We start from the raw sequence: 13763 nt of genomic DNA, 5'->3' as shown, positions 1-13763 counted from the left end.
GGGTAAAAATATGAATCAAGATCCAAATTCAAAAGAGAGCATAGACAATCTCCCACCCGCTGAAACGAATGGCAACAGTGATGCAACACCAACCAACACGCCAGATCACCCAGATTCAACCCAAAGTGGCAACTCTGTTGCTCCACCTGCAACTATGACAGCTGAGAACCCAACGCATACACAAGTTGAGACTCAGAAGGCTCCTCCATCTAAAGCTATGAAGATCATTGCAATTGTGGTGCTGATTTGTATTTTAGGACTGATTGCCTTTGGACTTTGGAAAAGCTATCAACCCAAAGAAGTTGAGCTACAAGGTCGAGTCGAAGCAGAAACCATTCATATTGCGACTAAAGTACCGAGCCGAATTGAAGAAATTTATGTGCATGAAGGGCAAAAAGTGCATAAAAACCAAGAATTGGTCCGACTTTATAGCCCAGAAGTAGATGCTAAAAAACAACAAGCGCTTGCCAGCTTACAATCTGCTTTAGCTTTACAGTCCACTACAGATCGTGGTTCACAAGAAGAAAATATTGCCAGTTTATATGCCAATTGGCAGTCGCTCAAAGCACAACAAGAGTTGGCACATACCACCTATACCCGTGGTGCTCATTTGTTTCAAGAAGGTGTGATCTCACGCCAACGTCGTGATGAAATGCAGGCCGCTGCCAAATCATCTGCACAAATGACCGAAGCCGCATACCAGCAATATGCGCGTGCACAGCGTGGTAGTACACCGCAACAAAAATCCACTGCCGATGCTCAAGTCGACATTGCCAATGCAGCCGTTGCCGAAGCGAATGCGCTTGAAGCTGAAACCAAATTGCTCTCACCTGTGAATGGAACTATTTCCAAAATCTATGCCAAACCCTCTGAGTTGATCGCAATTGGTGTGCCAGTCGCCAGTATTATTTTAGATGATGACATTTCCATTAGCTTAAATGTGCGTGAAGACCAATATCGTTCGGTTTACCAAGCTCAAAGCTTACAAGGTTATATTCCTGCACTAGATAAAACAGCCAACTTCAAAATTAAGCATATTGATGCCGAAGGAGAATTTGCCACCATTAAAACCACGCGCCAAACAGGTGGTTATGACATTCGTAGCTTTAAAGTTCATTTGGTGCCCGAGCAAGCCATACCAGAGCTAAAAGTTGGCATGAGTGTTTTATTTAAAGTGAAAGAGGCACCATAACTATGTGGGCAGGGATTAGCCGTGAATGTCGCTATTTATTACAACACAAATGGGATTTATGTTTGGTCACCCTTGCCCCACTTTTTATCATTGTTTTATTTAGCAGTATGTTCGCCCAAGGTAAGCCATCTCATTTACCCATTGCAATTTTAGATCAAGATAAGGGTGCCTTGAGTCAAAACATTAAACGCTATTTGGCACTCAATGAAACGCTACACATTCAAGTGGTCAGTGAAGATCAAGATGAAATAGAACGCTTATTGAACCAAAATGATATTTGGGGCTATGTACTGATCCCTTCGGGTGCAGAACAACGTTTTGTCCAAGCCAAAGATGCGCAAATTAGTATTATGTTTAACCAAAGCTACTTTAGTATAGGTAATACTATTTCTTCTGCCATGCTGGTCAGCACCTTACAAGCACTTGCGAATTTTGCAGGCCAAAATTATTTAGAGCAAAAAATTCCATATTTGGAAGCCCCGACTCCCAATGTCAAAATTTCGGCGCTTTACAATCCGGGCTTAAATTATGAGTTCTATTTAGAACCTTATATGATCCCTGCAATTTTACATTTACTGCTGTGTTGCTGCGTGGCTTTTGCTGTCGGACAGGAATTTAAATTTAATCACGCACAAGATTGGTTAAAACCGCAAAGTTTTTTTTATGCATTAATCTCTAAAAATTTAACCTATGTAGCCATTTTTAGTTTGTGGACTTGGCTATGGATGTTTTGGCTAATTGATATACGTGGCTGGTTTGTGGCTGGCCATTTGTGGTTAATTTTGCTTGCTCAAATTTTATTTTATAGTGCTTATGCTTTTTTAAGCAGTGCCTTGGTATTAGCTACGGGTAATTTAAGCAAAACTTTCGGCATTATTGCCGTTTATGGTGGTTCATCTCTTAGCTTTGCTGGCGTGACTCTACCTTTAAATAATGCGCCACTATTTACTAAGTTCTGGGCGCATATTATTCCCTATACACCTTATGCCAAGTTACAAACCGAACAATGGGTGATTGGTAGTCCCTTCAGCTCATCAGTACAGCCTCTATTCGTATTATTGGTTTATGCACTGGTGTATGGTGCACTGGCCTATCTATTTTTGAAGAAACAAGCACGAGGGCTTAAATCATGAATAGCCTGCTGTATTATTTCTGCAAAACCTTTAAAGATATTTTTGCCAATTCATCCATACTCACGACACTTATCCTATCGGTCGTATTCTATAGCTTCTTCTACCCAACAGCGTATCAAGCTCAGCAAGCTCAATCCATTCCTATTGTGATTGTTGATGAAGAGCAAAGTCCTATGACTTCGGCTATTATTGACCAAGTTGCACAAAGTCCAAATGTAGAAATTAAAGCCATCACTACCAACTTTTTAGATGCTGAGCAGATGGTTCAACATCAACAAGCAGATGGTATTTTATTATTGCCAGAAAACCTAAGCCAAAGTATACGCCGTGGCGAAGAAGGTGGAATCGGACTGTATTTAAGTGCTGCCAATTTTTTAAAGACCAAACAAATTGGCCTTGGTTTAGCCAGTTCAATTGAAAATGCCTTGAAAGATTACACAGAAAAATTTGGCAATATTTCACATTTCTCCCCTGCTTTGTCTGTTCATCAAGTTCCTTTGTTTAATACCTTATCTGGCTATGGTAGCTATATCTTTCCTGCCGTCGCGCCTTTAATTATCCATCAAACCATATTACTTGGTTTATGTATGCTAATTGCTGGTTACCGTGAACAAGGCTGGACTGCCCAACCCAAAGAGCTGATGGGTATTTTTGTTGCTGTACTCTGCATTGGTTGCTTAGGCTGTTTTTATCTATTTGGTTTTACCTTTTGGCTATATGACTACCCACGTGGCGGCAACTTTTGGGGCATGTTGGTGGCTGTCCCTATTTATGTGGGCTGCATTATTTCGTTAAGCATGCTGTTAGCTTCGTTTTTAGACATGCCAGAACGTGCTGGACACCTAATTGTATTTACATCTATTCCGCTATTTTTACTGACTGGTACAGCGTGGCCATTAGCAGCAATGCCTTCTTGGATGCAGGATTTCTCAATGCTCTTACCTTCCACCCAAGGTATACAAATGTTTATTCAACTCAACCAAATGGGCGTAGAAACTCACCTTGTCGTGCCTAAATTAATTTATTTAACCTGTTTTATGTGTATTTCATTCACCCTTGCTTATTTTAGACTCTGCCTGAGAGATAAATAGCATTTATTCTTATTTTTTATCTGTTTTATAAATTAAAAAAATATATGGGATCGAATTAGCAACTAAAACCGACCTAAATATAACCAAATAGAATACTAATGATTAAATTTTGTTGGATGAATCTCCACAATCAATTCACAATAAAGTTCTCCCAATCTGCTTTTTTTCGCCACGAATACTCTTTTTTTTAAAATGGGTATGAAGACCTTTTGCGGATTTTATTTATAGCTAACTTTTTTCAGAGCTGAGTATGAAAAAAATTAAGATGAGCCTTGCATGGCAAATCGTTATCGCGCTGATTTTAGGTATACTTGTAGGCTCATTCCTTCACTATTCTCCTGAATATCGTGATGCCTTAGTTAACAATGTTTTAACGCCATTGGGCTCAATTTTCATTACCCTCATCAAAATGATTGTGATTCCACTTGTGGTTTCTATGTTAATTTTGGGTATTGCAAACACGAAGCAAGGAGCTAGCCTTGGTAAGCTTGGCTTCAGAACGATTCTATATTTTGAAATTATTACCACAATTGCAATTTTGGTTGGTTTAGTCGCTGCTAATATTTTCCAACCGGGTGCAGGCATTGATATGTCGAGCCTGACCCAAGTGGACATTTCTAAATACCAAGAAACGACCCATGCGGTGAGTGAACAATCACATGGTTTAGTACAAACTGTATTATCACTCATTCCACCAAACTTCTTCGCAGCACTGACTAGCGGTCAAATGCTCCCGATTATTTTCTTCTCGGTAATGTTTGGTATTGGTTTGGGCGCTTTGGATCAAGAAACAAAACAGCCTTTACTGAATGTATTAAATGCTGTTTCTGAAACCATGTTCAAAGTAACGCACATGATTATGAAGTTTGCACCACTGGGTGTATTCGGTCTGATCGCCGCGACTGTTGCGAACTTTGGTTTTAGCTCATTAATACCTTTAGTAAAATTAGCGCTATTGGTTTACGGTGCTATTTTCTTCTTTGCTTTTGTGGTTTTAGGTATTGTTGCCAAAATCTGTGGTTTCAGTATTTGGACCATTATTAAAATCTTAAAAGACGAGCTCATTCTTGCCTATTCAACAGCAAGTTCTGAGACAGTATTGCCTCGTATTATGGAAAAAATGGAAGCTTACGGTGCGCCAAAACCGATTACCAGCTTCGTCATTCCAATTGGTTATTCATTTAACCTCGATGGTTCAACACTGTATCAAAGTATTGCTGCTATCTTTATTGCACAGCTATACGGTATCGATCTTTCAATTGGCCAACAAATCATTCTAGTACTTACCCTCATGATTACCTCTAAAGGTATCGCGGGTGTTCCTGGTGTGTCTTTTGTAGTACTTCTTGCAACGTTAGGTAGCGTGGGTATTCCTTTAGAAGGCTTGGCATTTATTGCAGGTATTGACCGTATTTTAGATATGGCACGTACTGCATTAAACGTAATTGGTAACGCACTTGCAGTACTGGTTATTAGTAAATGGGAAGGTCAATTTGACACTGAAAAACAAAAAAATTATCACGAGACAATGACTAGTCGCGAATAATACTTTTTCATGTCAAAGAAAAAATGGACGTTTAGGCGTCCATTTTTTATGGCTGTAATTTTATTTAAAATAATAGTAGCTAATGCACATTAAGCCATTAAAGCTTATCTCGCTATTTAGCAAGCTGTGTAGACTGGATTGGCATAACACCCCTTAGCGTGCAGGCATTACATCATCCTATCCTGCTCTTAAGCTATTTGAATCGGCTTCTTGGCTTAAGCATAAAAACACTCATGAATGACAATTATGTTTGATTCAATCCACAGACAGAATTAGATACGTTTAGCTCAGCTATAATGTAACTTGACCCTGCCATGAACTTTTAAGTCCCCTAATATTTCGACGCAAGATCGTATGTGTGTAAAAAATTAATATAAAAAAAAGGATGCTTAGGCATCCTTTTTCAAATTCAATTCTGTAAGAGCGACTCTAATTACTTAGTCGATTCACCAAAAACGGAGAGATTCAATTTACGAATTTTGCTACTCCCAGCAGGTTTATCAAAACTCACATCGTACTGCACCAGATTTTTATTACTATAACCATATTCATAAGTCACAGTGTATAAAGACGGTTGTCCAGTAGCTGTTTCAAAGTGCTTAGAGACAATATTTTTACGTGTATATTCTTGCTTTGGAATACTTCGAGCAAATTTGCGTAGCTCTTTTTCATTTTGCATAAACTTGGCTGTCAGTTCAGGCTCGAAGTAAGGATATAGTTTTTCAAGGTTCCCTTCTCGCAATTGATCATACACAGCTTGGGCAACTTGAGCTTGTTCCACACTTGGATCAGCTATGGCATTTTTTCCAATTTGACCACAACCCGACATTAGCATTGCACAACCGAGTAAAACTATTTTTGCCTTCATATCCACGCTTTTCCACATTTTAGGTCTGTAGTATATACATCATTATGACCATATATTTTAGTTTAGAAATAAAAAAGGACGCCGTAGCGCCCTCTTTTAAAATGATGAATTAGTCTTCTTCAGGCTCATTTAAATCGTCTGATTCAGTTTCAATTTGATCCATAATAGTCGAGTCATCTACCAATTGTTCTGCATCAATCGCTGAAATTTCTTCCAAAATTTCATCTTCTTCTACAGCTTCAATGGCTTCAACACCCACTAGAGTTTCATTTTCACCTAAACGGATTAAGCGAACACCTTGTGCATTACGACCTGTTTGTGCCACTTCAGAGGCACGTGTACGAACCAATGTGCCACCGTCAGAAATCAGCATCAATTCTTTAGATGCATCAATCGCAACAGCACCCACTAACTCACCATTACGGTCAGACGTTTTAATGGCAATTACGCCTTTACCGCCACGTTTCTTGGTTGGGAAGTCATCGACTGGCGTACGTTTACCATAACCATTTGCAGAAGCACATAATACTTCGCCAGTTTCTGGTACAACTACAAGCGATACAATTCGGCTCAAGAAGCTTACATCTGTATCTTCATCATCAGAATCTACATCATTTTCGAGTTCTTCTTCAGCTTGTGCTGCACCAATAGTGACACGCATACCACGTACACCTTTGGCAGAACGACCCATTGCGCGAACATCAGTTTCAGCAAAACGAATTGCCTTACCTTCGTTCGAGAACAACATAATTTGCTGTTCGCCATCTGTAATGGCAACCCCAATTAAGCGGTCATCGCCAGCAAGTTCAATGGCACGTAAACCATTTGAACGTACGTTACTAAATTGCTCTAACTCTACACGTTTAATGGTGCCGTATTCTGTTGCCATAAATACGTAGAAGTTTTTACGTAAGTTTTCTGCAAAGTTTGCAAAATCAGCAACAATTTCATCGTCTAAATCAGTTGTGGAAAGTTCTAAACCTAATTCTTTCAATTGAATACGCAATGCATCAGACAGATCATCACCATCTGCAAGTTCAGCAAAAGCTACTTCTAAGGCATCATAGTGATTTGCAATGATTTCATTTTGCTGTAAATGTGCTTTGTTGGTTTTCACAAAGGCACGGAACTCAGCCAAACGTTCTTTGAATTTCTTCGGTGCATCAATTACAGGTAAAATTGCTGTAATTGTTTCGTTCTCATCTAATGGCAATAGATTCACCATTGGACGGCCTTTCGCACCACGTGATGCTTGAGGCACCTCAAACACACGCAGACGGTACACTTTACCAACGTTGGTAAAACATAGCACCGTTGCATGGCTAGACGTCACAATCAGATGTTGAATGTAATCATCTTCTTTCATAGATGTCGCAGACTTACCACGACCACCGCGACGCTGTGCAGCATAATCAGACAATGGTTGTGTTTTTGCATAACCTGATTGAGAAACAGTCAATACCATTTGCTCTTCAGGGATCAAGTCTTCACGAGAGAAGTCAATACGTGACTCTACAATCTCAGTACGACGCGCATCGCCATACTGCTGTAAAATCAGTGCAAGTTCTTCTTTAATCACATTCATCAATAAATTAAAATCATTCAAAATTGCAGTATATTCAGCAATTTGAGAAAGAATTTCAGTATATTCAGCTTGTAACTTATCTTGCTCTAGGCCTGTTAAACGATGTAAACGAAGCTCTAAAATCGCACCCACTTGTGTTGGAGATAAGCGATAAATATCACCTGTTAAACCAAATGGACGGCTTAAATCTTCGCCTTCAATCTCATCAGGACGTACAGAGACTGCACCTGCTTTTTCAAGCAATGCAACCACACCACCACCTGCCCATTCACCTGCTTGCAAGCGCTCACGTGCTTCAGCTGGGTTCGCAGAGGTTTTAATGGTTTCAATAATGGCATCAATGTTTGCCAGTGCAACCGTCAAACCTTCTAAGATATGGCCACGTTCACGCGCTTTGCGTAATTCGTACATCGTACGACGTGTCACCACTTCTTGGCGGTGACGAATGAAGGCAGCAATAATATCTTTGAGATTCATCAACTTTGGTTGACCATTGTCTAGGCAAACCATGTTGATGCTAAATGAGTTCTCAAGCTGTGTGTTTTGGAATAGATTATTCACCACAACTTCAGCGTTTTCACCACGTTTTAAGTCAATGGCAATACGCATACCATCTTTATCTGACTCATCACGAAGCTCAGAAATACCTTCGAGTTTTTTCTCTTTCACGAGCTCAGCAATACGTTCGATCGTTCTCGCTTTATTCACTTGATATGGAATTTCTGTAAATACGATGGTATTACGACCCGTTTTTGCATCTTCTTCAATGTGGTACTTGCCACGAATATGCAAACGGCCTTTACCCATACGGTAGGCATCAACAATGCCTGATTTACCGTAAATAATACCGCCAGTCGGGAAATCGGGACCAGAGATATGTTCCATCAAACCTTCAATACTGATTTGTGGATCATTAGCATAAGCTAAGCAGGCATTCACGACTTCAGTCATGTTATGCGGTGCCATATTGGTCGCCATACCTACCGCAATACCTGCTACACCATTAATTAATAGGTTAGGTACGCGAGTTGGCATCACTTGAGGAATACGTTCAGAACCGTCGTAGTTATCTTCCCATTCAACGGTATCTTTTTCTAAATCTGCCAAAAGCTCATGCGTTAATTTACGCATACGAACTTCGGTATAACGCATTGCAGCGGCACTGTCACCATCGACAGAACCAAAGTTACCTTGGCCATCGACTAATTGGTAGCGCAAACTAAAGTCTTGTGCCATACGAACAATTGTTTCGTATACAGCAAAATCACCATGCGGGTGATATTTACCGATCACGTCACCAACAACACGGGCAGACTTTTTGTATGCTTTGTTGTAATCATTGCCCAATTCGTGCATTGCAAACAGCACACGACGATGAACTGGTTTTAGACCATCACGCACATCAGGCAATGCACGAGATACAATCACGCTCATTGCATAATCAAGATATGAACTTTTCAGCTCATCCTCAATGGCAATCGGTCTAATTTCCGATACGCTCATGCATACTCCTTGTTATACAAGCAGAATTCTGCCCGCATTTATATATCGTAAAATTAGCTAAAATTTGGTTCAAAAAAACTGAACCAATATTAAAAATTCAGTCGGCCATTATAGCACAAACAGCATCGTTTTTGCGCCAAAGATTACGATCTATAACTATGATTTTTTGTGTATATTTTCCGCATTTTCCTAATTATTAAACAGCTGTATTTTAAGCACTTCATACGCCTTACATTATTCTGCAATTACCCCTTCAAATGCTCATTTTTTTAAAATCTTTCTTGCGCATTTAGTGTGAACTAGAACAACTTAAGCCAAAAATTCACCTAAGCAATGTCATTATATTCTGCACTCTTTTGAGCGCTATGCATCTTTGCTTGCTCAATAGTATAAAGTTTCAGCTTAGGCCTATTTAAGCGCTTCAGCGTACGTAGCTTCTCGCCTACATGCCCTTTAAATGATTTCCTCTTGGCTTGTCACTGCAAACTTGCACAATTTGCATAGAGAGTAAGCAGTGTAAAATCCATGTCCAATAAAAAAACGCCCTTATGCATGATGCATAAGAGCGTTTTTGAACTGCGTTCAGAAATTAAAGTTTAGAAACTAATTCTGGAACTACAGTGTTCAAATCACCCACTAACCAGTAGTCAGCTACTGCATTAATTGGTGCTTCTTCATCTTTATTGATCGCAACGATCACTTTAGAGTCTTTCATACCTGCCAAGTGCTGAATCGCACCAGAGATACCTACAGCAATATAAAGTTCTGGCGCAACGATTTTACCTGTTTGACCAACTTGCATATCGTTTGGAACAAAGCCTGCATCTACTGCAGCACGTGAAGCACCTTGAGCAGCGCCTAACTTGTCAGCTAGTGGATCAAGTACTTTATGGTAGTTTTCACCAGAAGCTACACCACGACCACCAGATACAACAATACGTGCAGCTGTTAATTCTGGACGTTCAGATTTCACAATTTCTTCTGAAACGAACTTAGAAATACCAGCATCACCTTGAGATGCAACAGCTTCAACAGCAGCAGAACCACCTTCAGCAGCAACAGCATCAAATGCAGTACCACGAACAGTCGCTACAACGATTGACTCACCTGATTCTACAGTTGCGATCGCGTTACCAGCATAGATTGGACGCTTGAAAGTCTTAGGACCTTCAACAGCAATGATGTCTGTGATCATGCTAACATCAAGAAGCGCAGCCGCACGTGGAAGCACGTTTTTGCCTGTTGTTGTAGATGCAGCTAGGATGTGAGAATAACCCACACCAATAGAAGCAACTAATTTAGCAACGTTTTCAGCCAATTGGTTTGCATAAACTGCGTCATCAGCAAGTAATACTTTGCTTACACCAGCAACTTTAGCTGCTTGGTCTGCAACTGCTTGTGCGCCTGCACCAGCTACCAATACAGTGATATCACCACCGATTTTTTGCGCCGCAGCAACAACGTTTAAAGTTGCACCGTTAAGTGCTTTGTTGTCGTGCTCAGCGATAACTAAAATACTCATGATTTTATCCTTCTGTATTAGATCACTTTCGCTTCGTTTTTCAATTTTTCTACAAGCTCATCTACAGATTTCACTTGTACGCCAGCTTTACGTTCTGCAGGTGCTTCAACTTTAACAGTTTTAAGCTTAGATACAGCAGATACGCCATAATCAGCCGGAGACTTAGTATCAAGCGGTTTTTTACGCGCTTTCATAATGTTTGGAAGAGCCGCATAACGTGGTTCATTCAAACGTAAGTCAGTTGTGATGATTGCAGGAAGAGAAAGTTCAACAGTTTGTAAACCACCGTCGATTTCACGAGTCACTTGTACTTTGTCGCCTTCAACTTTAACTTCTGAAGCGAAAGTACCTTGACCTGCGCCAAGTAAAGCACCCAACATCTGACCAACTTGGTTAGAGTCGTCATCAATTGCTTGTTTACCAAGAAGAATCAATTGCGGTTGTTCAGCGTCTACTACGCCTTTAAGAATTTTTGCAACTTCAAGTGCACCTAGCTGGCTGTCATCAGCTTCAACTAGAATACCGCGGTCAGCACCAAGAGCCATAGAAGAACGAATTTGTTCTTGAGCTTCTTTAGGACCAATAGAAACAACAACGATTTCTGAAACAGTTCCTTTTTCTTTTAAACGAACCGCTTCTTCCACTGCGATTTCACAGAATGGGTTGATAGACATTTTAACGTTAGTAAGGTCAACCCCACTATTGTCCGGTTTAACGCGAACTTTAACGTTGGCATCAACCACACGTTTTACAGCAACAAGAGCCTTCATGTAATCCTCGGCTGTTTTAGCAAATGTAAATGTTATGAAAAGCTATAATAACTCTTCACTTAAAATTTTTTAGGTGCCCTATCTTGCAATGTGTATGGCATTTCGGTCAAGTCACAATTATCGAAAGACCTGTAAAAAAGCGTAAAAATCCTTGAACTAATGGTTCACATTTTTATATCACGCGCAAATTAGGCTGTTTTACATAAAGTTTTTGTTATTTTTTAACCATTGATTTATATTATGTTTTTACCTGATTTACATCATCAAAAGTTTTGATCGATCTGTTTTTGCTAAGATTTCCACACATTATTGGTCGCTTAAATGATCATACCAGTCATAATCTGGTTTATGTCATTTAAGACAGAATGGCTTTTCATCTTATTTTTTATGCAATCTGGATATAAATCCTGTGCTTTATTTTCTCGCTTTGATTCGACAGCCAGCCGTTAGGTACAAAAAAACAGCATCATTGAATACATAAAAAAGCCCGTTTAAACATCACGGGCATCTTTTAAAACAATGTAAAGTCTACGGCATTGGCTGTTTTTTAATTTGAAATCAACCAAATTGCCGCAAAGCCCAACAAACCACCTGATGTCCCATCGATCCATTTTTGTTTACGTTCATCAATTTGTGTTTTTTGACTAATTTTTGCAAATACCAAACTCAACGCACAGTACACAATAAAAATTAATCCAATAAACACCAGTGAAAGTAATAAGCCTTGAGCGACTGTATTACCAGTTTTATCGATGAACTGTGGCAAGATTGCAAAATAAATCAACATGCCCTTTGGATTTAGCAGTGCCGTAAAAAAGCCCTTCTTAATCGGTGAATTGGTGCTTTTATTTTCAATGCGAATAGTATTTTTGCTAAACACAGATCTTAACAAGGTCACAGCAAGATAAATTAAATATGCAATCCCTAACCAGCGAATGGTTTCAAACAAAATTGGGAAAGACACAATAATAGCGGCCAAGCCAACTGCCACCAAAACAGAATGCACCAAATAGCCCGAACAAATCCCCAAAGTTGCCATCATGCCTGCTTTTGCATCCTTACCTATCACTTGGGACAGTACAAATAACATATCTGGTCCAGGTGTAAAAATAAGCGGTGTAACCGTTAACGCAAAGAGTACTAATACAGACATTTCCTTTTCCTATCGCTGTACTGATGGAAAAAATAGTATGTTCGAATTGCGCTAAAATAGGATTTCAAATATTCTAATATATTACCTATTTTTAGAATTATATTCTATTTTATGAAAATTTCATCTAAGTCTGTTCTAGTAAAGTTGGATCGGATTGATAAAAATATCATTCACTCTCTGCAAAGTAACGGCCGCATGCAGAATAATGAATTAGCTAAGGCCATTGGACTTTCGCCTTCATCTTGCTTAAGACGTGTAAAGCTATTAGAAGAAGCTGGTGTGATTCAAAGCTATACCACCGTAGTAGATCCACAGCGGATTGGCTTTCAATTGTTATTATTTTCTCGTATCTGGTTGGTTGGCCAAGATGCAGAAACCATCGATTTATTTATTGAAGCAATGAAAGAACTGCCACAAGTGATGGAGTGCTATATCATTTTAGGTGAGTGTGATGCCATGCTTAAAGTGGTGGTGCCAGACCTTGAGAGCTACCGTAAGTTTCAGAGTACGCACTTGACCAAAAGAAACGGTATCACCAGCGTGAAAACAGATGTGCCAAGTCAAATCGTGAAACAAAGTTATCAATTGCCACTGGAAGATTTATAAGTCCGTACACAGTATGATCTAATTGATCATGGCAATATGGGAGATCATTGTTTGGCACAGATCTCCCGCGATATATTCTATGAGTGCTTTTCATCTATAGACTGAGTGTCTAAAAAGTCGCGATGAATATGGCTCAAATTAATCAGCTCATGGTCTTTTAAATTAAAGATAGTCCACACTGCAATCGCATCTTCTTTAAGGTCTACAGCCACAGCGGGTTTGTTATAAATTTGCCACTGCAAATCTGAAATCCACACATAATATTGCTGGCTTGACGCATCATAAGCCAATACTTTTCCTTCCGCATTAATACCTTGTACAGTTGCACCTTCTGGAAGAACTGCTTCTATTTTAGGCAGGCTAATTTCAACAAAATGTTTAATTTGTCGTAAACCATAGCCGATAAAAATGTCTTTTTGTGCTGGGCTAAGCTGGTTATATTTTTCTTGAAGATTTGAAATCATTGTTTCTGCCTAATTTTTAAATCAAATGCTTTATGTTGTAACTGTCTTGAAGAGGTGCATTTGGGGTATGCTATTGCATCACATGTAGCAATTACGACTGCGCATCTATTTTATCCATCTCTTACATTGAGCAGTTATACGCTAATTTTATACTTGAAAAAGTGACTATTTATTATTCTACATTAGTACAAATGATCAATTTAAGTCACTTAAAAATATAAAAAACACACAATACATTGAATTTAAAAGACTTAATAATTAAATACCGAATAAATAAGATGAATAGATAAATAAAAATATCGATTTTTTGCGCATAATTTTTATTTTTAT

General features: G+C 39.2%; 11 protein-coding genes. 5 read left to right on the top strand and 6 right to left on the bottom strand.

The annotated features are described in order from the left end of the window. Nucleotides 1–10 precede the first annotated feature (10 nt). The 4 genes from D9K81_RS02985 to gltP all read left to right on the top strand — a co-directional run bounded on the left by D9K81_RS02985 (nt 11) and on the right by gltP (nt 4962). A complete protein-coding gene (locus D9K81_RS02985) occupies nt 11–1192 on the top strand; it encodes an HlyD family secretion protein (protein WP_120374481.1) in 1182 nt (393 codons plus the stop codon). 2 nt (nt 1193–1194) lie between these two features. Then, nucleotides 1195–2325 carry an ABC transporter permease gene (locus tag D9K81_RS02980; RefSeq protein WP_120374480.1) on the top strand — a complete coding sequence of 377 codons (1131 nt, stop codon included), beginning with the start codon at nt 1195–1197 and terminating at the stop codon, nt 2323–2325. Then, entirely contained in the window at nt 2322–3416 is a 1095-nt protein-coding gene (locus tag D9K81_RS02975; protein WP_120374479.1) for an ABC transporter permease, read from the top strand. The genes D9K81_RS02980 and D9K81_RS02975 overlap by 4 nt, the downstream gene beginning before the upstream one ends. A gap of 250 nt (nt 3417–3666) precedes the next feature. Then, nucleotides 3667–4962, top strand: a complete 1296-nt coding sequence (gltP, locus tag D9K81_RS02970; RefSeq protein WP_120374478.1) for a glutamate/aspartate:proton symporter GltP — start codon at nt 3667–3669, stop codon at nt 4960–4962. A gap of 433 nt (nt 4963–5395) precedes the next feature. On the opposite strand, the gene D9K81_RS02965 is transcribed toward gltP, so the two are convergent. The 5 genes from D9K81_RS02965 to D9K81_RS02945 all read right to left on the bottom strand — a co-directional run bounded on the left by D9K81_RS02965 (nt 5396) and on the right by D9K81_RS02945 (nt 12363). Then, the gene (locus tag D9K81_RS02965; protein WP_120374576.1) at nt 5396–5830 is read right to left on the bottom strand and encodes a DUF3887 domain-containing protein; all 435 of its coding nucleotides are present in this window, start codon (nt 5828–5830) and stop codon (nt 5396–5398) included. A 109-nt stretch (nt 5831–5939) separates the two neighbouring features. Beyond that, a complete protein-coding gene (gene gyrA, locus D9K81_RS02960; protein ID WP_120374477.1) occupies nt 5940–8918 on the bottom strand; it encodes a DNA gyrase subunit A in 2979 nt (992 codons plus the stop codon). 589 nt (nt 8919–9507) lie between these two features. Then, nucleotides 9508–10440 carry an electron transfer flavoprotein subunit alpha/FixB family protein gene (locus tag D9K81_RS02955; RefSeq protein ID WP_120374476.1) on the bottom strand — a complete coding sequence of 311 codons (933 nt, stop codon included), beginning with the start codon at nt 10438–10440 and terminating at the stop codon, nt 9508–9510. A 17-nt stretch (nt 10441–10457) separates the two neighbouring features. After that, nucleotides 10458–11210 carry an electron transfer flavoprotein subunit beta/FixA family protein gene (locus D9K81_RS02950; protein ID WP_120374475.1) on the bottom strand — a complete coding sequence of 251 codons (753 nt, stop codon included), beginning with the start codon at nt 11208–11210 and terminating at the stop codon, nt 10458–10460. 547 nt (nt 11211–11757) lie between these two features. After that, nucleotides 11758–12363, bottom strand: coding sequence for a LysE family translocator (locus D9K81_RS02945; RefSeq protein WP_120374474.1), 606 nt, complete (start codon nt 12361–12363; stop codon nt 11758–11760). A gap of 111 nt (nt 12364–12474) precedes the next feature. Between D9K81_RS02945 and D9K81_RS02940 the strand changes: the two genes are divergently transcribed. Beyond that, a complete protein-coding gene (locus D9K81_RS02940; RefSeq protein WP_120374473.1) occupies nt 12475–12969 on the top strand; it encodes an Lrp/AsnC family transcriptional regulator in 495 nt (164 codons plus the stop codon). Between the two features lie 77 nt (nt 12970–13046). Here the strand turns inward: D9K81_RS02940 and D9K81_RS02935 are convergent, their stop codons facing one another. Beyond that, a complete protein-coding gene (locus tag D9K81_RS02935) occupies nt 13047–13433 on the bottom strand; it encodes a hypothetical protein (protein ID WP_120374472.1) in 387 nt (128 codons plus the stop codon). Nucleotides 13434–13763: the final 330 nt, after the last annotated feature.

The organism is Acinetobacter chengduensis (assembly GCF_003664645.1).
GTDB classification, from domain to species: Bacteria; Pseudomonadota; Gammaproteobacteria; order Pseudomonadales; family Moraxellaceae; genus Acinetobacter; species Acinetobacter chengduensis.
The sequence above is the reverse complement of the archived record's forward strand: the minus strand, read 5'-3'. Positions and strand labels throughout refer to the sequence as shown.